Source organism: Aquabacterium sp. (assembly GCF_030652515.1).
GTDB lineage: Bacteria > Pseudomonadota > Gammaproteobacteria > Burkholderiales > Burkholderiaceae_C > Aquabacterium.
Window position 1 is genome coordinate 1 of sequence record NZ_JAUSAR010000089.1, and the last position, 20,307, is coordinate 20,307.

Genomic DNA, 20,307 nt, shown 5'->3' on the forward strand with positions numbered 1-20,307 from the left:
TGCCGTGGTTGGTCAGCAGGGTCCAGACCAGGTCATCGTCGACACGCATGCGGCACAGCAGGGTGTTGGAGGAGGCGATCTTCAACACCTGGGCGGGCGACAACATGGCGATCATGGTGGCGGCTTCTTCCGACATGCCCAGGCGGAACAAAGCTTGTTCGCGGTCGGCGCGGATCAGGCTCTGGGCCAGCATCAGGTACGACAGGTTGGTTTCGCGGATTTCCATCAGGATTTGGTCGGCGTTCATGTGTGGGCTCCAGGGTGTCTTGGCTATCGAGTGGGGGTGGGATTTGCGTCTCACCATGGAATGGATTCTGCGCAGTCACCCGGGATAACTGAATAGGGTGGCCGCTGTAAGGCGCGTCGGGTCTGCGCTGCCTGTCTTGTAGGAAGAAACCTGACAAAGCGGTTTTGTCGGCCGCAGAAACAGGCCAAAACCCATGCAGAAAAAAGCCCGGCAATGCCGGGCCAGTCTCACGATGTGAACGCCTGGAAGCCCCAGGCCGTGCCCTGTGTCACGAAGGGGCGTGGGCGGACGCTTGCGCCGCGGTGGCGGGGCGCGACATGGGGCTCTCGCCGCCCGGAAAACTGTGGCGAAGCACGCGCCAAAGCACTGTCGGAAACTGCCTGGCCAGACTACCTGTGTTGTAGGGCACGCCATACCGCGTGCAGATCTCGCGCACACGGGGCGCGAACTGCGCGTAACGATGCGAGGGCAGGTCCGGGAACAGGTGGTGCTCGATCTGGTGGCTCAGGTGCCCGGTCATGAAATTGAAGACCTTTCCGCCGCTGATGTTGGCCGATCCCAGGCACTGGCGCAGGTAATACTGCCCTTTGGTTTCCGTCTTCAGGTCCGCCGGATCAAAGGTGTGGACCTGGTCGGTGAAATGCCCGCAGAAGATCGTCACGAAGGTCCACAGGTTGCGGATCACATTGGCGACGACATGGCCCAGCAGCGAGGCACCCACGCCGAACCAGAAGCCATGGCCCAGCACCAGGCTGGCCACACCGCCCAGCACCGGCCACAGCAGGTAATCCTTTTTGATCTGGCGCCACATCTTGGCGCGGGCCGCAGGCCACAGCCGCGCGATGTTCAGCTTGGTGGCCTCGCGGTCGTTGCGCAGTTGCTCGAAGGCCATGTTGTGAATGCCGATGGCCCATTCAAAGATGAAGGCCACGACCACCATGTAAAGGGCTTGCACCGCGTGGCGAGGCTCCCACGGCGTGTCACTGGACAGTCGCAGAAAACCATACCCAAAGTCGCGGTCAATGCCCTCGACGTTGGTGTAGTAATGATGCATGTGGTTGTGGGACTCCTTCCAGTTCTGCTGGCTGCAGACCGTGTCCCAATCACAGGTGATGCCCTCGAAGCGTGGGTCGTTCAGCCAGCTGTACTGGCCGTGCATCACGTTGTGCCCGAACTCCATGTTCTCGATGCACTTGCTCAGGCCCAGCAGCACCGCGCCCAGCAACCCGATGGGCCAACCGATGGCGGCCAAAGTCAACAAGCCCCGCCCCGCCGATTCCAGCCCTCGGATCAAGTACAGCACGTGCCGGATGTAGTGCGAATCAGCCTCGCCCAGGCTGGCCTTGAAGTCAACGCGGACTTGGTCAAGCTCGCGCGCAAAGGCGTCGAACTCTGCCGCCGTCCGGGGCCCAGGCGTGATCCGCATGGCTGGGCGGCTGGCAGCGTTGGCGCTCATTTCATGCGTTCTCGGGCATGATCGATTCGACGGCGATGTGGACGGCCTTGTGCGGGCCGCCCGGCAGGCTGTAGCGCGCCACGCGCTTGAGCACGGTCATCAACTGCCAGGCGAACTTGCCGGTGTTGTAGGGCACGCCGTACTTGGCGCACACAGCCTGCACCTTGGGAGCCATCTCGGCATAACGGTTGGCGGGGATGTCGGGAAAGAGGTGGTGCTCGACCTGGTGGCTCAGGTTGCCGCTCATGAAGTGCATCCAGCGGCCACCCTGGATGTTGGCCGAACCCAGGATCTGGCGCAGGTACCATTGGCCCTTTGATTCGTTCTGGATCGACTGCTTGCTGAAGGTGTAGATGTCATCCGTGAAGTGGCCGCAGAAGATGATGGCCCAGGCCCAGACGTTGCGGATGATGTTGGCGGCGAAGTTGCCGACCAGCACGGCAACGCCGGCATCCACCGCGTGGCCGAATGGCATGGCCAGGGCGGCGGCCAGCAAAGGCCAGGCGGCGTAGTCGCGCAGGAACTGGCGGGCGAATTTCTTGCGCACCACCAGCCACTGCGGCCGCACGTCTGCCCACTTGCGGCGGCCGATCACCACCTTGTCGACCTGCATGTCGTGCACGGCGACGAACCACTCGAAATACAAGGCCAGCAGGGCCGTCAACAGCAACTGGAAGGGGTGCAGCCAGCTCCAGCGCAGGTCGTTGGACAGGCGCAGCAGGCCGTAGCCAAAGTCACGGTCCATGCCAATGACATTGGTGTAGGTGTGGTGCACGAAGTTGTGGGCATGGCGCCATTCAGAGGCCGGGCAGGTGTTGTCCCAGTCGAAGGTGTCGCCATGGAAGCGCGGGTCGTTCATGAAGTTGTACTGGCCGTGCATCACGTTGTGGCCCAACTCCATGTTGTCCACGATCTTGGAGATGCCCAGCAGCAGCGTGCCCAAAAACCACGTGGGCGGGAACCAGCCAAACAGCAGCAGCGCGCGGCCCAGGGCTTCGGTCACGCGCACCGTGCGCAGCACCTTGCGGATGTGCTGGGCATCTTGCTCACCGACGAGCTTGCGCGCCTCGTCGCCAATGGCGTCCAGGTCTCGTTGAAAGGCGTCCATCTGCTCGATGGTCTTGGGGCCGATCTGTTTCGTGGGGTGATTCATGGTCGTACCTGCCAGGCTCAATCAATCAATTCAGGGATTCAAGGTCGAGGTCGCTCATCGCCGCGCTGACGCACAGGCGGATGGGCTGGCCTTCGCCATCGATGCGGGCGCCAGAGGTCAGGTCGCGCACGCTGCCACTGCGCAAGCGGCAGGTGCATTCGTGGCAGATGCCCTGGCGGCAGCCGTGTTTCAAGGTCAATCCGGCGGTTTCGCCCGCGATCAGGATGGTCTGGTCGCCGGGGGCCGAGAAGCTGCGCGTCTGGTGCGCACGTTCCATCTGCACCGTGTGCACCGCGTGGGTGTCGCCGCTGGGCTTGGCCGGCGCGAAAGCTTCCAGGTGCAATTGGGCACCGATGCCGGCGTCCAGCCACAACTGGCGGGCGGCGTCCATCAAGGGGGCAGGGCCGCAGCAGTAGGCGGGCACCTGGCGCCATTGCGGCGCGGCCTGGTCCAGCAGGGCGATGTCCAGCACCTGCTGTGCTGTCTGGGTGCCGGGCACATTGGCCGTGTTGGCCACGCTGTCGATGGCGACGTAGTTGAACTGTGGCCAGCGTTGGGCCATGTCGTCCAGGGCCTGGGCAAAGATGCGGTCTTCACGGCCGCGCGCGAAGTAGATCAGCGTGGCGCGGGTGGGGGCCTGGCTGCGCAACAGGTGCTCCAGCATGGCCATGCACGGCGTGATGCCGCTGCCACCGGCCATCAGCAGGACTTCAGCAGGTGCGGCGGTGGGCAGCGTGAAGGCGCCCCCCGCTTGGTCGATCTCGATGATGTCGCCGACCTGGGTGCGTTCGTTCAGGTGGTTGGACATCAAGCCGCCGGGCTGGCGCTGCACGGTGATGGCAAAACGGTCCTGGCGGCCGTCGATGCTGCGGGGCGAGTAGGCACGGCGGTGGCGCACGCCATCAATCACCACGCTGAACAGGATGAACTGGCCGGGCCGAAGACCACGGAAGGCCGAACCGGCTTGCAGCACCAGGGTGGTGGCGCCCGGCGTTTCAGATTGTTTGGCGATGACCCGCGCATGCAGGCGCGTCACGGTCAACAGCGGGCTGATGAGGCTGAGGGTGTCGTCGAAGGCCAGGGGGCTGATGCCCCAGTGCGTCAGCCACCCCGACACGCGGCCCATGGCCGAGGGCGTCAAGGAGGGTGAGGATGAATCAGCCATCAGGGGAAAACTCCGGGCAACAAGACAACAGTGAAGCTCGCCGAGAATAACTGCAAGCATGCAACATTAATCGTTAGTTTAATGCACATGTGTATAGCGTACTGCCCAAGGCTTTTCGGGGCATCGGGGGAAGTCCTTGAAATCTCAGGGTTCCCCCGCAAACAAGGGGGTTCCGTCCCTCTGTCACGCAGGGCTACTTTTGCCGGACAATTCAGGGTCAGACCCGAATCCAAGGAGCAAGCCATGGCGCGCATGCCACGTTTGAGCGGGGCCGAGTGGCCCCACATGGTGGTTCAGCATGTCCACGAAGGGCAGGCTCTGGTGCGGGACGAAACCGATGTCGCCTTGCTGCTGCGCACCTTGAAGGAGGTGGCCAGAGAGGAATCGGTGGCCATCCACGCCTATGTCATCGCCATTGACCACCTTCACTTGCTGGCCACACCCTCTACCGATGACGGTTTGAGCAGGCTGATGCAGTCTGTGGGGCGGCGCTATGTGGCGGCCTACAACCGGCGCCATGACCGCCGGGGCGGTTTATGGTCGGGCCGCTACCGCTGCACGGTGATCGAGGCGGCGCGGTACTTGCTTGATTGCATGGTTTTCATCGAGCAACATGCTTTGCGGACGGGTGCGGTGCAGCAGTTGACGGAGGACCGGTGGTCCAGCGTGGGCCACCACCTTGGTTTGCGGGTGGATCCTCTGATCCAGGACCATCCGCTGTTCTGGGCCCTGGGCAACACGCCCTTCGACCGCGAGGCGGCCTGGCGCAAGCGCCTGGAGCAGGGCTTGTCGCACAGGCAAGTATTGGATTTGTCGAATGCAACGCACAAGGGGTGGGCTTTGGGTGGTGATGATTTTCTTCAGAAGGTTCAGGTGGCGCTGGGGCGGCATGTCCAGCCCAAACCGCGCGGGCGACCCCGGCGCTTGATCACGGTGACGGACGAGGCACCGAAAGAGGGCGTTTGACTTGCAAACATTCGTGATGTGTCCCCGATTAAATCCCATGAACCTGTCGTTGATAAGTTAATTGTGGTCTGACCCTATTAAATGAACTTGAAATTGGCTGCCCCGCGCAGTATCCTCGGGCTTCTTTGCCGTTGTTTTATCTCCACTCACCTCTGGAGCGCGCCATGAACCAGGCGACTTCGGGAACTCAGTTCCCCACCTCAACCGAAGCTTCCACCTCGGCCACCAAACAAGAAATCCTGCATGCCGCCGAGCACGGGATGTACGCCAACGCCGAGCATGACGCCTGCGGCGTGGGCTTCGTGGCGCACATCAAGGGCCAAAAAGCCCACAGCATCGTGCGCCAGGGCTTGCAGATCCTGGAAAACATCGACCACCGGGGTGCGGTGGGTGCCGATCCGTTGATGGGCGACGGCGCCGGTCTGCTGATCCAGATCCCCGACGAGTTCTACCGCGCCGAGATGGCCAAGCAGGGTGTTGATTTGCCCCCGCCCGGCGAATACGGCGTGGGCATGATCTTCCTGCCCAAGGAAAGCGCTTCGCGCCTGGCGTGCGAGCAAGAGATGGAACGCGCCATCAAGGCCGAAGGCCAGGTGCTGCTGGGCTGGCGTGATGTGCCGGTGGACCGCGACATGCCCATGTCGCCCACCGTGCGCGAAAAAGAGCCGGTCATGCGCCAGGTGTTCGTGGGCCGCGGCCCCGACATCCTGGTGCCCGATGCGCTCGAGCGCAAGCTCTACGTCATCCGCAAGACGGCGTCCAGCAAGATCTCCAGCCTGAACCTGACGCATGGCGGCGAGTACTACGTGCCCAGCATGTCGTGCCGCACCATCATCTACAAGGGGCTGCTGCTGGCCGACCAGGTCGGCAAGTACTACCTCGACCTGGCCGACGAGCGCGTGACCTCGGCCCTGGCCCTGGTGCATCAGCGTTTTTCGACCAACACCTTCCCCGAATGGCCGCTGGCCCACCCCTACCGCATGGTGGCGCACAACGGTGAGATCAACACTGTCAAGGGCAACTTCAACTGGATGCGCGCCCGTGAAGGCGTGATGAAGTCGCCCGTGCTGGGCGATGACCTCAAGAAGCTCTACCCCATCAGCATGGACGGGCAGTCGGACACGGCCACCTTCGACAACGCGCTCGAGTTGCTGACCATGTCGGGTTACCCGCTGGCGCAAGCCGCGATGATGATGATCCCGGAAGCCTGGGAGCAGCACTCGACCATGGACGAGCGCCGCCGCGCCTTCTATGAATACCACGCCGCCATGATGGAACCCTGGGACGGCCCGGCCGCCATGGTCTTCACCGACGGCCGCCAGATCGGCGCCACGCTGGACCGCAATGGTCTGCGCCCCGCCCGCTTCATCATCACCGACGACGACCTGGTGGTCCTGGCCTCGGAATCGGGCGTGCTGCCCATCCCTGAGAACAAGATCATCAAGAAGTGGCGCCTGCAGCCCGGCAAGATGCTGCTGATCGACTTCGAGCAAGGCCGCATCATCAACGACGAAGAGCTCAAGGCCCAGTTCACGCAGGCCAAGCCCTACCGTCAGTGGATCGAGAACGTCCGCATCAAGCTGGACACCATCGAGGCCAGCGGCGCCGTGGGCGAGTTCAGCGAATCGCTGCTCGACCGCCAGCAGGCTTTTGGCTACACGCAAGAAGACGTCAAGTTCCTGATGGCCCCCATGGCCACCAATGGCGAAGAGGCCACCGGCTCCATGGGCAATGACTCGCCCCTGGCCGTGCTGTCGGACAAGAACAAGCCGCTGTACAACTACTTCAAGCAGTTGTTCGCGCAAGTGACCAACCCGCCGATCGACCCGATCCGCGAAGCGGTGGTGATGTCGCTGGTGTCCTTCATCGGACCCAAGCCCAACCTGCTGGACATCAACGCGGTGAACCCGCCGATGCGCCTTGAAGTGTCCCAGCCCGTGCTGGACTTCAACGACATGGCGCGCCTGCGCAACATCGACAAGCACACCGGTGGCAAGTTCAAGCCTTACGAGATCGACATCGTCTACCCGCTGGCCTGGGGCCACGAAGGTGTCGAAGCCAAGCTGGCCTCGCTGTGCGCCGAAGCGGTTGAGGCCATCCAGTCGGGTCACAACATCCTGATCATCAGCGACCGCAAGATGGACCGCAGCAACATCGCCATCCCGGCTTTGCTGGCGCTGTCGGCCATTCACCATCACCTGGTCCGCAAGGGCCTGCGCACGTCCGCTGGCCTGGTGGTCGAGACCGCCACGGCGCGCGAAGTGCACAACTTCGCCGTGCTGGCCGGTTATGGCGCCGAAGCCGTCCACCCCTACCTGGCGATGGAGACCTTGGTGTCCATGCACAAGGACCTGGGCGGTGATCTGTCGGCCGACAAGGCGATCTACAACTACGTCAAGGCGATTGGCAAGGGCCTGTCCAAGATCATGTCCAAGATGGGCGTGTCGACCTACATGTCTTACTGCGGCGCGCAGTTGTTCGAGGCCATTGGCCTGAACAAGGAGTTGATCGACAAGTACTTCCGCGGCACGGCCACGCAAGTGGGCGGCATCGGCATCTTTGAAGTGGCCGAGGAAGGCATCCGCAACCACCGCGCTGCCTTCGGCAACGACCCGGTGCTGGAAAGCATGCTGGATGCTGGTGGCGAGTACGCCTGGCGCACCCGTGGTGAAGACCACATGTGGACGCCCGATGCGATCGCCAAGCTGCAGCACAGCACGCGCGCCAACAAGTTCGACACCTACAAGGAATACGCGCAGATCATCAACGATCAGTCGCGTCGTCACCTGACCCTGCGCGGCCTGTTCGAGTTCAAGCTCGATCCGGCCAAGGCCATCCCGGTTGAAGAGGTCGAATCGGCGGCCGAGATCGTCAAGCGCTTTGCCACGGGCGCCATGTCGCTGGGTTCGATCAGCACCGAGGCGCACTCCACGCTGGCCTTGGCCATGAACCGCATCGGCGGCAAGAGCAACACTGGTGAAGGCGGCGAAGATGCGGCCCGTTATCGTCAAGAGCTCAAGGGCATCCCGATCAAGCAGGGCACCAAGGTGTCCGAGATCATCGGCGCCAATGTCGTTGAAGTGGACTACGAGATGAACGCCGGCGACAGCCTGCGCTCCAGGATCAAGCAAGTGGCGTCGGGCCGCTTCGGTGTCACCACCGAGTACCTCACATCCGCCGACCAGATCCAGATCAAGATGGCCCAGGGCGCCAAGCCTGGCGAAGGTGGCCAGCTGCCCGGCGGCAAGGTGTCCGACTACATCGGCAAGCTGCGCCACTCGGTGCCGGGCGTGGGGCTGATCTCGCCTCCGCCGCACCACGACATCTACTCGATCGAAGACCTGGCCCAGCTGATCCACGACCTGAAGAACGTCAACCCCGTGGCCGACATCTCGGTCAAGCTGGTGTCGGAAGTGGGCGTGGGCACGGTGGCGACCGGCGTGGCCAAGGCCAAGGCCGACCACATCGTGATCGCCGGCCATGACGGCGGCACGGGCGCTTCGCCCTGGTCGTCGATCAAGCATTGCGGCACGCCGTGGGAGCTGGGCCTGGCTGAGACGCAGCAGACCCTGGTGCTGAACCGCCTGCGCGGCCGCATCCGCCTGCAGGCCGATGGCCAGATGAAGACCGGCCGCGACGTGGTCATCGGTGCGCTGTTGGGCGCTGACGAGTTCGGCTTCGCCACCGCACCGCTGGTGGTCGAAGGCTGCATCATGATGCGCAAGTGCCACCTGAACACCTGCCCGGTGGGCGTGGCCACGCAAGACCCGGTGCTGCGCAAGAAGTTCTCTGGCAAGCCCGAGCATGTCGTCAACTTCTTCTTCTTCATTGCCGAAGAAGCGCGCCAGATCATGGCGCAACTGGGCATCCGCAAGTTCGACGAACTGATCGGCCGCGCCGACCTGCTGGACACCCGCAAGGGCGTCGAGCACTGGAAAGCCAAGGGCCTGGATTTCACCCGCGTGTTCGCGCTGCCGCCGGTGCCCGCCGACGTGCCTCGCCTGCACGTGTCGACGCAAGACCACGGCCTGGACAAGGCCCTGGACGTGCGCCTGATCGAGAAGTCCCGCCCCGCCATCGAGCGTGGCGAAAAAGTCCAGTTCATGGAAGAGGCCCGCAACGTCAACCGCACCGTCGGCGCCATGCTGTCGGGCGAGCTGATCAAGCACCATCCCGATGGTTTGCCGGATCAAACCGTGTTCATCCAGATGGAAGGCACGGGCGGCCAATCCTTCGGCGCCTTCCTGGCCAAGGGCATCACCCTGTACCTGATCGGTGAAGCCAACGACTACACCGGCAAGGGCCTGAGCGGCGGCCGCGTGGTCGTTCGCCCCAGCATCGACTTCCGTGGCAACGCGGTCGACAACATCATCGTGGGCAACACGGTGCTGTACGGCGCGACCAGTGGTGAGGCCTTCTTCCGTGGTGTTGGCGGCGAGCGCTTCGGCGTGCGCCTGTCGGGCGCCACGGCGGTGGTCGAAGGCACGGGCGACCATGGTTGCGAATACATGACCGGCGGTACCGTCGTCGTGTTGGGCCAGACCGGCCGCAACTTCGCAGCCGGCATGTCTGGCGGCGTAGCTTATGTCTACGACGAAGACGGCCAGTTCAACAAGCGCGCCAACCTGGCCCAGGTCAGCCTGGAAAAGGTGCTGACCGCAGCCGACCAGCAAGCCGATGGCATCCCGCTGCACAACGGCGTGGCCGACGAAGCTTTGCTCAAGAAGCTGATCGAAGACCACCACCGCTGGACCGGATCGCTGCGTGCGCGCGAGATCCTGGACCAATGGAGCGCTTCGCTCAGCAAGTTCGTCAAGGTCTTCCCGCACGAATACCGCCGCGCCCTCACCGAGATGGGCGCCAAACAAGAAACCGTCGCCACCATCGCCAAAGCCAAGGACGATGTGAAGGCCAAGTCTGGCAAGGCCAAGGCCTGATCGGCCAGACACTCAGGAGTTCATCGACATGGGAAAACCCACCGGCTTTTTGGAATTCGACCGTCTTGAAGAGGGCTATGCCCCCGTTGAGACGCGGCTGAAGAACTACAAGGAATTCGTCATCGGCTTGAAGCCCGAAGACGCCAAGATCCAGGGCGCGCGCTGCATGGACTGCGGCACGCCGTTTTGCAACAGCGGCTGCCCGGTCAACAACATCATTCCGGATTTCAACGACCTGGTTTACCGGGGCGACTGGAAGAACGCGATCACGGTGCTGCACAGCACCAACAACTTCCCCGAGTTCACCGGCCGCATCTGCCCCGCACCCTGCGAGGCAGCCTGCACCCTGAACGTCAATGACGACGCGGTGGGCATCAAGTCCATCGAGCACGCCATCATCGACAAGGCCTGGGCCGAAGGTTGGGTGCAAGCCCGCCCCGCCAAGGTCAAGACTGGCAAGAAGATCGCCGTGGTGGGCTCCGGCCCCGCCGGCATGGCCGCTGCACAACAACTGGCCCGCGTGGGCCACGACGTCACGGTGTTCGAGAAGAACGACCGTGTTGGCGGCCTGCTGCGCTACGGCATCCCTGACTTCAAGATGGACAAGGGCCACATCGATTTGCGCGTCAAGCAGATGGAAGCCGAGGGCATTGTCTTCAAGACCAATGTGATGGTGGGTGAGTTGCCCAAGGGCAGCAAGGTCACCAACTGGGCCAAAGAGACGGTCACGCCCAAGCAGTTGCAAGCGGACTTTGACGCGGTTCTGTTGGCTGGTGGCGCCGAGCAATCGCGCGACCTGCCCGTGCCCGGCCGAGAACTGGCTGGCATCCATTTCGCGATGGAGTTCCTGCCCATGCAAAACCGCGTCAATGGCGGCGGCAAGGTCAAGGATCAGATCATGGCCACGGGCAAGAACGTGATCGTGATTGGCGGCGGCGACACCGGCTCCGATTGCGTGGGCACCTCCAACCGCCATGGCGCCACCAGCGTGACCCAGTTCGAAGTCATGCCCCGTCCGCCTGAAGAAGAGGACCGCCCCCTGACCTGGCCTTACTGGCCGATCAAGCTGCGCACCTCGTCCAGCCACGAAGAAGGTTGCGAGCGCGAGTTCGCCATCGCCACCAAGGAGTTCATCGGCGAAGGCGGCAAGGTCACTGGTGTCAAGACCGTGCGCGTCGAGTTCAAGGACGGCAAGTTCACCGAAGTGGCCGGCTCCGAGCAAGTGCTCAAGGCCGACCTGGTGCTGTTGGCCATGGGCTTCGTCAGCCCGGTCGAGACCATCATCAGCGGTTTTGGCGTGGACAAGGACAACCGCGGCAACGCGCGCGCAAGCACCGACTTCATGGGTGGTTACGCCACCAATGTGGACAAGGTGTTTGCCGCCGGTGACATGCGCCGGGGCCAGTCCCTGGTGGTGTGGGCCATCCGCGAAGGCCGCCAGGCGGCCCGCTCGATCGACGAGTTCCTGATGGGCACGTCCGACCTGCCGCGCTGATCATTCAGTCGCAGGTCAGACAGGCAAGCAAAAGGCCTGTCAGCGTGGCGCTTCTGGCGCTGGGCTGGCAGGCCTTTTTACATTCGGGATCTGGCTTCAGGCCGACGGCCAATCCCTGGCCGCCACACCTTCGTATTGCACATCCGCGCAACGCACCGGGAACAGCGCACCTGGGGGCTTGTCGGCGGCCTCCACATAGCAGGGGTACATGCCGCCCAGGAAGCAGGCGTGGACCATCATGTTGAACTCGCGTGGTGTCCAGCCGAAGTCTGCTGCGAAGGCGGAGACGAGTGCGCTCAGGTTCAGGCGCAGAGGGCGTCCGCTGGACTCGAAGTAGCGGTCGATCTCATAGGCCAAAGCCAGGTAAGGGCCATCGGCCAAGCCCAACTCGCGCGCCTTGGCCATGCTCAGCGGGATCCGCTCATCAACGGACGAGATCGGTCGGCCATAGCCGGCCATCCGCCCGCCGCCACGCAGAAAATCCTCCAGGTGGTCGGCCAGTGACACGCCCGAGTCCAGCACCTGGCGCGTCTTCAGGAAAAAGTCCAGCGCCCGGAACTCGTTGCCCCGGCCGAAGATCGTCGCTTCCGAGATGGCTTGCGCCGCGCTGATGGCCAGGTTGGGTGTGCTGCGGGTGGTGCCGGCCAAGGCGGCCACGCGGTTGTTCCACAGCCGCGCATCGGGGTAGCTGGTATAGACCCAGATCGAGCTGAACAGTTGCAGGTACTCGATCGGCACTTTGCGGCCGGTGATGCCGAAAGCGCACAGCGACAGCCAGTCCAGGTCTTTGAGGTCCTGGTGCAGGTCATGACCCCGAAAGACGGTGTGGCTGCCGGGGAATGCCGCACCAACCCGGGTGCGGAAGACATCGGCGTGTTCAGCGAGGAACAAGGGGCCCTTCATGCCTGCGCCTCCTGGGCATCGGTGGGTACCCGGCGGGGATCATCCTGCAGGTCCACGGCCGGGTAGGGAAAGCGTTTGAAGCCATTGCGGGCCTGCTCCAGCGCATGCGCCGCCGAGCCCGGCAGGCGCAACAACAGGTGCAGCATTTCGCCTTGCGCCCCCTCGAACCCCAGGTCGGCCAAAGCGGCGGCGGCCACGCCCGTCATGGCCAGGGGCAGCCCCGCCACGCGCTCCAGTTCCGCCCGGTGTGCCACCATCCAAGGCAAGCGCGGGCCGGTGCTCATGCTTGCCAGGGTTTCCAGGGTCTGCAACACCACGGTGGCAGTGCTGACACCATGGGGGTCGAAACCCGCGGGGTGCTCGATGACCGGCCAACCTGCGTCTTCCGGGGCCAGCCAGGTGGGTGGTGTGTGGCGTGTGAGCACCTCTGCCCAACCGGATGCTTCCACGTCCTGGCAAGCCGCCCAGCATTTCATGGCCAGGAACACATCGCGTGCACCGCCGCTTTGGCCGGCGCCCACGGACAGCGCCGCCATGAGGCTGGCCGCGGCAGGGGATCCACCGACGCCACCACACATGGCCGCGTGCACCATCGGGTCGCGCGGCCCGGGATTGGCCAGCGCCACCGCCAGCGCTTCGAGCATTTGCGATTGCGCGAGCGTTGGCACTTCGCCACGGAACAGCAAATACAACATGTCGACCCAGCGGGCCTGGCCCACCATCTGCCCGTACACGTCATAGCCGTGGCAGCGGGCGCTGCGGGTTGCAAAAGGGTTGTCGGCCTCGGGCTCTTCCAGCCAGATGCGCGTGCACAAAGGAGAACTGCTCATCTCGCAAGGATGCCTGTCGCCTGCCTCCCGGTCATCCCCCTTGTCGTGTGGGCGGCCCTTGATCAAGGGGGCGCGGTCCGTGCATTGCGCACGATCGAGCGGCTTGCCATCGTTCTGCTGGTAAACCAGAGGTTGGTCGATGGTCGTTGTCGCGGCCAAGCACGCATGGGTCCGAATACCCTTCCCAAATGGCATGGCAGGCCACACAATCGGCCCGGTGCAAAAAGCAGGAACTGAAGAATGCGTCGTTTCGTTCCAGTGAACCGATTCTCTGCGCGTCATGCTGTTTCGACGGCCGTGCTGTGCATGGTGGCGATGCTGCCAAGTGCCAGCGTGGCTGCTGCGGTGGCGGACGAGGATGAGGAATTGTCCTCGCTGGCTTTTGGCGACAAATCGACCGTCAGCATCGCCACCGGCAGCCAGCAGTCCTTGCGGCGTGCCCCGGCGGTGGCCACGGTCATCACGGCAGAAGACATCGCCGCGATGGGCGCCACCGACCTGGACGAGGTGCTGGAAACGGTGCCTGGCATCCACGTGAGTCGCAACGTGCAGGGTTACAACCCCTTGTACGTCATTCGGGGCATCTACAGCGAATTCAACCCGCAGACGCTGGTGTTGCAAAACGGTGTGCCGATGACGATGATTTTCATCGGCAACCGAGGCAACGCCTGGGCGGGCTTGACCTTGGAGAACGTCGCGCGGATCGAAGTCATTCGCGGGCCTGGGTCTGCCCTGTATGGTGCGGATGCGTATTCCGGGGTCATCAACATCATCACAAAGTCGGGGAAAGACATCGAGGGAACGCAGTTCGGCGTGCGCGCCGGCTCGTTCCAGACCAGGGACGCCTGGGCCTTGCATGGCGGCAAGTGGGGCCCCCTGGACGTGGCGACTTACCTGCGGGTAGGCTCGACGGATGGTTTCAAGAAAACCATTGACTCGGATGCGCAATCCATCCTGGACACCGCGTTCGGCACCCAGGCAAGCCGGGCGCCAGGCCCCGTGAACCTGGGCCGCGATGCCCTGGATGCCAGCATCGACCTGGGGTACGACAAGGTGCGGTTCCGAGCAGGCTATCGCTGGCGTGACAACATCGAGCCCGGGGGCGGCGCCGCCAGCGCCCTGGACCCCGTCGGCAAAGGCCGCACCGAGCGAATCAATGCAGACCTGTCCTGGAACGATGTCGAGTTGAACAAGGACTGGAAGCTGGGGCTGACCGCCAGTTTCTTCAAGTACGCCACCACGTATCCCACGCCGCTCCAGATTTACCCACCGGGATCGTGGGGCGGCGCCTTCCCCGAAGGCATGCTGGGTGCGCCCAGCACCTGGGAGCGCCAATGGCGAGGCTCTGCGGTGGTGTCCTACTCCGGCTGGGCCAAGCACCACATGCGCTTCGGGGTGGGCATGGATGATCTTGACTTGTACCGGACGCAGGAGCTCAAAAATTTCACCCTGCCAGGCCTTGCCGCGCCGGTGCCCACGCCCGGTGGTGAACTGGTCGAGTCTCCGGTCGATGAATCGTTTCTGATACCGCACCGTCGCAAGGTGCGCTACGCCTATGTGCAGGATGAATGGAACCTGGCCCGGGACTGGGTGCTGACCACGGGCATTCGGCACGACGATTATTCCGACTTTGGCGCGACCACCAATCCCCGGGTGGCCCTGGTGTGGGATGCCAGCCTGGATGTGACCGCCAAGATCCTCTATGGTCGGGCCTTCCGCCCCCCGTCATTCTCGGAGCAGTACAGCATCAACAACCCAGTGTTGCGCGGCAACCCCAGCCTGACCCCGGAAATCATCGACACGCTGGAGACGGCCTTCTCGTGGCAGGCCCGGCCCGACACGCAGCTGCAACTCAGCCTGTTCCGGTACAAGATGAAGGACATCATCCGCTCGGCGGGGTATCCGGCGACCTGGATCAACGCCGGATCGCAGCGTGGGCAGGGGTTTGAACTGGAAGCCACCCATGATCTGCGCAGCAACCTGCGCCTGGCGGGCAACTATGCGTTCCAACGCTCGGTGGACGACACCAGTGGCCAGGATGCCGGTTATGCGCCACGCCACCACCTGGTGGGGCGTGTGGACTGGGGATTGGCCGGTGGCCTGCTGCTGAGCGGTCAAGTCAATCGGGTGGCGGGCCGCCAACGCGCCCCTGGCGACACCCGGCCCGCCATCGCCGACTACACCACAGCGGACCTGACCTTGCGCACCCTTCGCCACAAAAGCGGTTGGGACGTGGCGGTTTCCGTTCGCAATCTCTTTGATGCCGACGCCCGCGAGCCCAGCTTGTATTCACCGGACAATCCTGTGAAGGTCCTCATCCCCAACGACCTGCCCCTGGCGGGGCGGTCCTTGTATGTGCAGCTGACCTACAGCATGTAGGTGCGGGCTTGATCACATGAGCAAGCTCATGCCGCCGTCAACGACCAACTCGGCGCCCACCACGTAGCTGGAGGCGTCCGATGCCAGGAACAAGGCGACATTGGCCACCTCGCTGGCTGTTCCGAAGCGCTTGCTCGGTGAGCGGCGTGTGAAGTCTTCGCGCGCGGCGTCCACCACCTCCTGGGGCACATCCCAACGGCCAAAGCCGGGCGTGTCGATCGGCCCTGGGGCGATGGCGTTGACACGGATGCCATGGGCGGCCAACTCCAGGCTGGCGGTTTGAACCAGCGAGCGAGCGGCCGCCTTGCAAGCGGCGTACACGCTGAAGCCGGGCGCGCCAACCTGGTTGGCGATGGACGTGGTAACGATGATCGATGAACCGGGGCGCATCAGGGGGACCGCCTTCTGGATGGCAAAAAACACGCCCCTGAAGGAGATGTCCGACATGTTGTCGAACTGCGCCTCGGTGGTCAGTGCCAAGGGAGCGGGTTGACCAGCTGCGGCGTTGATGAAGAGCACGTCCAGGTGCCCGCCAAACCGTTCACCGACCGTGGCCATCAGTTGTTCGATGTCAGCGAGTTTGCCGGCGTCGCTGCGCAAGACCAGGGTGTCCTGGCCCAGATCGCGTTGTGCTTGCGCCAGTGACTCAGGGTCTCGTCCCGTGACGGCCACGCGAGCGCCCTGTTCCAGGAAAAGCTTGGCGGTTGCCAAGCCAATGCCGCTGTTGCCGCCTGTGATCAGCGCGGTCTTGCCCAAAAGCTTCTGCATGAGAGTTCCTTGACTACGTTACTGCTGCGTGATGCTAAAACGCGAAAACACGGACTGTATCCAAATGTGTCTTCCGGCGATCCACCCCAACTCAGGGGCTGGTGCCTGCATCTCCCCGAGACAGGGGGCGTCTCGATTCGGCGTGGGTACACTCGGAAAATGGGGGAATATGGCCTCGCCTGTTGTGCCTTCCCGTCGCCCCGACAGCAGGCCGACGGGGAATCCCCTATGATCCAACGGCTGATGGTCACGCCACCGGCCCATTTTTTGACATGACCGCCGACACGACCTCAGCCCCTGATTCCGCTTTGTCCCCCCAGTCTCCCGACGTGCTCGTGGAGTTGCGCGGCGTCACATGCGGCTATGGTGATCGGGTCATTCTGTCGGACATCAACCTGGTGGTGCCGCGCGGCAAGCTGGTGGCCTTGATGGGCACCTCGGGCGGGGGCAAAACCACGGTGCTGCGCCTGATCGGGCGGCAGTTGTCTCCGATCAAGGGCCAGGTGCTGATCAACGGCGTGGACATCGGCACGCTGGATGCCGCCGGCCTGATGGCCGCGCGTCGGCGCATGGGCATGCTCTTCCAGTTTGGCGCCTTGTTCACCGACCTGTCGGTGTTCGAGAACGTGGCCTTCCCCCTGCGCGAGCACACCCGCCTGCCCGAATCCATCGTCCGCGACCTGGTGCTGATGAAGCTCAACGCCGTGGGCCTGCGTGGCGCGCGCGACCTGATGCCCAGCGAAATCTCGGGCGGCATGTCCCGCCGCGTGGCCCTGGCGCGCGCCATGGCGCTCGACCCCGAACTGATGCTGTACGACGAGCCTTTCGCCGGCCTGGACCCGATCTCCATGGGCGTGGCCGCGCGCCTGATCCGCGAGTTGAACGACACCATGGGCCTGACCAGCGTGCTGGTGTCCCACGATGTGGACGAATCTTTCCTGATCGCCGACCACGTGGTGCTGCTGGCCAATGGCCGCATCGCCGCGCAAGGCACCCCGGCTGAGTTGCGGGCCAGCGAAGACCCCCTGGTCAAGCAGTTCGTGACCGCCGCACCGGATGGCCCGGTGCGTTTTCACCATCCTGCCGTTGATGCGGGCCAGGACTACGGAGTTCGTGGATGATGAAAACCTGGTCTCCTGCCAACGTGGGCTACGCCTTGCGCGGCAAGATCGCCGACGTGGGCCACGGCACGCGCCTGTTCTTGCGCTTGCTGGGCTCGCTGCTCCCCACCTTCAAGCGCGGGCGCCTGTTGGGCGAGCAGATCCATTTTCTGGGCAACCATTCGCTGGCCATCATCATGGTCTCGGGCCTGTTCGTGGGTTTTGTGCTCAGCCTGCAGGGCTATTACATTCTTCAGCGCTATGGCTCCAGCGAGGCCTTGGGCCTCATGGTGGCCTTGTCTTTGGTGCGCGAGCTGGGCCCGGTGGTGGCCGCCTTGCTCTTCGCCGGTCGCGCTGGCACCTCGCTCACGGCGGGCATCGGCTTGATGAAAGCAGGCGAACAACTGGCGGCCATGGAAATGATGGCGGTCGATCCCATCCAGCGGGTGCTGGCGCCACGGTTCTGGGGCGGCGTCATCGCCATGCCATTGCTGGCGGCGGTGTTCTCGGCCGTGGGCATTTTTGGCGGCTGGGTGGTCGGCGTGGTCATGATCGGTGTCGACTCAGGGGCGTTCTGGTCCCAGATGCAGGGTGGGGTCGACGTCTGGTATGACGTGGGCAATGGCCTGATCAAGAGTGTGGTGTTTGGCCTCACGGTGACCTTCGTCGCGCTGTTGCAGGGTTTTGAATGCCAGCCCACGCCCGAAGGGGTGTCCCGGGCCACGACGCGCACCGTGGTGGTGGCCTCGCTGGCCGTGCTGGCGCTGGATTTTGTACTGACGGCCATGATGTTCTCGGTCTGACCCCCGACGCACACCTTGGCCCGGAGAAAAAGCAATGCAACGATCTAAATTTGACGTGTGGGTGGGTTTGTTCGTGCTGTTGGGCGCGGCGGCCATCCTGTTCCTGGCGCTCAAGGCCGGCAACCTGCTGACCTTGTCGTTCGACCCGACCTACATGGTCACGGCCCGCTTCGACAACATCGGCGGGCTCAAGCCCAAGGCCGCCGTCAAAAGTGCTGGCGTGGTGATTGGCCGTGTGCAGTCCATCAAATTCGACGACAAGACCTTTCAGGCCAGTGTTGAAATCGCTTTGAACCAGGGCGTGAGCTTTCCAAAAGACAGTTCCGCCAAAATCCTCACAGCGGGTTTGTTGGGCGAGCAGTACATTGGCCTTGAGCCAGGCTACGAGCAAACCAACCTGGCTCAAGGTGATGCCATCAAAACCACCCAATCGGCCATCGTGCTGGAAAACCTGATCAGTCAGTTTCTGTACAGCAAGGCGGCGGACGGCGGTGGTGCCTCGGGAGATAAGAAGTGAATCCACGACCGGTTGAATTGACCGTTCCCCTGTCGCGCGCGACCTGGGCCCAAGGCCTGGGCGGCTTGCTCATCGTGTCAACGGCCTTGCTGCAAGGCTGCGCCACACGGCAGAACCCCGACCCGCTGGAGCCCATGAACCGCAAGGTCTTCTCGTTCAACCAGGCGTTGGACGACAACCTGCTCAAGCCTGTGGCCACCGGCTACAAGGCGGTGACGCCTCAGCCGTTTCGCACGGCCATCAGCAATTTCGGGGGTAATTTCAAAGACCTGTGGTCGGCGATCAACCTGTTCCTGCAAGGGCATCCGGGTGACGGTGCCACGCAGATCATGCGGGTCAGCGTCAACACCACCTTGGGCCTGGCCGGTTTGATCGACATTGCCACGCCCATGCGCCTGGAGCGCCAGAACGAAGACTTTGGGCAAACCTTGGGCGTGTGGGGCGTCAAGCCTGGCGCCTACATCGTCTGGCCTTTCCTGGGCCCCTCGACCTTGCGGGATTCGGTGAGCATCCCCGGTGACCTGTACTTCAGCCCCCGCCTGGTGATCAACGATGACGAGGCCGCCATGGGCGTGTCCATCCTGCAAGTGATCAATGCCCGCGCTGGCGTGCTGGACGTCACCAATTTGATGGCCGATGTCGCCCTGGACCCGTATTCTTTCGTGCGTGACGCCTATTTGCAGCGCCGCCAGAGCCAGGTTTACAACGGCGAGCCCCCTGAAGAAGAGTACGAAGACTATGACAGCGGGCCTGCCGCCGCCCCATTGGCCCCGCAATCCAAGCTCGATGTTTCAGACCAGCGCTGGCCTGACATCACCCTGGCGGAGTTGCAAGGTCTGCGCGCGGACGAGTTCGTGCGTTAAGACTGCATGACCATCATCCTTAGGACGAAGATCTTGAACATTCCAAAGCTTTCCACACGCACCGTGCTGCGTTCCGTGGCGTTGGCCATGGCCGTGGCGTCAGTCAGCCCCGCCGTTTTCGCACAGGCCGCCACGGCAGCGCCCGCCGCCGCCAGCGCCACCACGGGTGCCCAGACGGCCGACGTGTTCGTCAAAGGCATCACCGCCGACCTGATCACCACCGTGCGTGGCGACAAGGCCATCCAGTCTGGTGATCTGCGCAAGGCCATTGCCTTGATCGACAGCAAGGTGCTGCCCTACGTCAACTTCCAGCGCATGACGGCGTCGGCCGTGGGCCGCAACTGGCGCCAGGCCACGCCTGACCAGCAGAAGCGGCTGCAAGAGGAGTTCCGCACTTTGCTGACCTACACCTACGCGGGCGCCGTGGCCCAGATCAAGGACCAGGTGGTGGAGTTCAAGCCGGTGCGTTCGCGCCCGGAAGACACCGAAGTGATCGTGCGCTCGTTGGTGCGCGGCAAGGGTGATCCGGTGCAGATCGACTACCGTGTTGAAAAGGCCGGTGATGGCTGGAAGATCTACGACGTGAACGTCCTCGGGGCCTGGTTGGTGGAAACCTACCGCAGCAGTTTTGCCCAGGAAGTGACCGCCTCCGGCGTGGATGGCCTGATCGCCAAATTGGCCGAGCGCAACAAGCAACTGGCTGCCAAGAAACCGGCGGGCTGATT

The 20,307-nt window shown here is 63.5% G+C and carries 16 protein-coding genes; 9 read left to right on the plus strand and 7 right to left on the minus strand.

What is annotated here, in order from left to right; genetic code table 11:
• The 4 genes from flhD to Q7V20_RS11180 all read right to left on the minus strand — a co-directional run.
• Window positions 1-247, minus strand: a 247-nt coding sequence (gene flhD, locus Q7V20_RS11165) for a flagellar transcriptional regulator FlhD (RefSeq protein ID WP_304790674.1), incomplete at its 3' end; no start/stop codon positions are given.
• A 268-nt stretch (window positions 248-515) separates the two neighbouring features.
• Window positions 516-1,703 carry an acyl-CoA desaturase gene (locus Q7V20_RS11170; RefSeq protein ID WP_304790677.1) on the minus strand — a complete coding sequence of 396 codons (1,188 nt, stop codon included), beginning with the start codon at window positions 1,701-1,703 and terminating at the stop codon, window positions 516-518.
• 1 nt (window position 1,704) lies between these two features.
• Entirely contained in the window at window positions 1,705-2,856 is a 1,152-nt protein-coding gene (locus Q7V20_RS11175) for an acyl-CoA desaturase (RefSeq protein WP_304790680.1), read from the minus strand.
• Between the two features lie 25 nt (window positions 2,857-2,881).
• Complete coding sequence (locus Q7V20_RS11180) at window positions 2,882-4,021, minus strand: ferredoxin reductase (protein WP_304790682.1); 1,140 nt, start codon at window positions 4,019-4,021, stop codon at window positions 2,882-2,884.
• Window positions 4,022-4,264: 243 nt separating this feature from the next.
• Between Q7V20_RS11180 and Q7V20_RS11185 the strand changes: the two genes are divergently transcribed.
• From Q7V20_RS11185 to Q7V20_RS11195, 3 genes are all read left to right on the plus strand, one after another.
• Window positions 4,265-4,987 carry a transposase gene (locus Q7V20_RS11185; protein WP_304790685.1) on the plus strand — a complete coding sequence of 241 codons (723 nt, stop codon included), beginning with the start codon at window positions 4,265-4,267 and terminating at the stop codon, window positions 4,985-4,987.
• 260 nt (window positions 4,988-5,247) lie between these two features.
• Window positions 5,248-9,924: a glutamate synthase-related protein gene (locus Q7V20_RS11190; RefSeq protein WP_304790765.1), complete on the plus strand. Its 4,677-nt coding sequence runs from the start codon at window positions 5,248-5,250 to the stop codon at window positions 9,922-9,924.
• Window positions 9,925-9,952: 28 nt separating this feature from the next.
• Window positions 9,953-11,419 (plus strand): glutamate synthase subunit beta, encoded by a 1,467-nt coding sequence (locus tag Q7V20_RS11195; protein WP_304790688.1) that lies wholly within the window; start codon window positions 9,953-9,955, stop codon window positions 11,417-11,419.
• 96 nt (window positions 11,420-11,515) lie between these two features.
• Here Q7V20_RS11195 and Q7V20_RS11200 read toward each other — a convergent pair whose 3' ends face one another.
• Complete coding sequence (locus Q7V20_RS11200) at window positions 11,516-12,322, minus strand: hypothetical protein (protein ID WP_304790691.1); 807 nt, start codon at window positions 12,320-12,322, stop codon at window positions 11,516-11,518.
• Window positions 12,319-13,311, minus strand: coding sequence for a citryl-CoA lyase (locus tag Q7V20_RS11205; protein WP_304790694.1), 993 nt, complete (start codon window positions 13,309-13,311; stop codon window positions 12,319-12,321). The genes Q7V20_RS11200 and Q7V20_RS11205 overlap by 4 nt, the downstream gene beginning before the upstream one ends.
• Window positions 13,312-13,392: 81 nt before the next feature.
• On the opposite strand from Q7V20_RS11205, the gene Q7V20_RS11210 reads away from it, so the two are divergent.
• Window positions 13,393-15,531 (plus strand): TonB-dependent siderophore receptor, encoded by a 2,139-nt coding sequence (locus Q7V20_RS11210; RefSeq protein ID WP_304790697.1) that lies wholly within the window; start codon window positions 13,393-13,395, stop codon window positions 15,529-15,531.
• 12 nt (window positions 15,532-15,543) lie between these two features.
• On the opposite strand, the gene Q7V20_RS11215 is transcribed toward Q7V20_RS11210, so the two are convergent.
• On the minus strand, window positions 15,544-16,299 hold the full coding sequence (locus tag Q7V20_RS11215; RefSeq protein WP_304790700.1) for an SDR family oxidoreductase: 756 nt from the start codon (window positions 16,297-16,299) through the stop codon (window positions 15,544-15,546).
• Between the two features lie 308 nt (window positions 16,300-16,607).
• Here Q7V20_RS11215 and Q7V20_RS11220 point away from each other — a divergent pair, with 308 nt between their 5' ends.
• The 5 genes from Q7V20_RS11220 to Q7V20_RS11240 all read left to right on the plus strand — a co-directional run bounded on the left by Q7V20_RS11220 (window position 16,608) and on the right by Q7V20_RS11240 (window position 20,305).
• The gene (locus Q7V20_RS11220) at window positions 16,608-17,420 is read left to right on the plus strand and encodes an ABC transporter ATP-binding protein (protein ID WP_304790769.1); all 813 of its coding nucleotides are present in this window, start codon (window positions 16,608-16,610) and stop codon (window positions 17,418-17,420) included.
• Window positions 17,420-18,202: a lipid asymmetry maintenance ABC transporter permease subunit MlaE gene (gene mlaE, locus Q7V20_RS11225; RefSeq protein WP_304790773.1), complete on the plus strand. Its 783-nt coding sequence runs from the start codon at window positions 17,420-17,422 to the stop codon at window positions 18,200-18,202. Before Q7V20_RS11220 ends, mlaE begins: the two co-directional genes overlap by 1 nt.
• 34 nt (window positions 18,203-18,236) lie before the next feature.
• The gene (gene mlaD / locus Q7V20_RS11230; protein WP_304790702.1) at window positions 18,237-18,719 is read left to right on the plus strand and encodes an outer membrane lipid asymmetry maintenance protein MlaD; all 483 of its coding nucleotides are present in this window, start codon (window positions 18,237-18,239) and stop codon (window positions 18,717-18,719) included.
• Window positions 18,716-19,582, plus strand: a complete 867-nt coding sequence (locus Q7V20_RS11235) for a VacJ family lipoprotein (protein WP_304790705.1) — start codon at window positions 18,716-18,718, stop codon at window positions 19,580-19,582. Before mlaD ends, Q7V20_RS11235 begins: the two co-directional genes overlap by 4 nt.
• 87 nt (window positions 19,583-19,669) lie before the next feature.
• Complete coding sequence (locus Q7V20_RS11240) at window positions 19,670-20,305, plus strand: phospholipid-binding protein MlaC (RefSeq protein ID WP_304790776.1); 636 nt, start codon at window positions 19,670-19,672, stop codon at window positions 20,303-20,305.
• The last annotated feature ends 2 nt before the right edge of the window (window positions 20,306-20,307 follow it).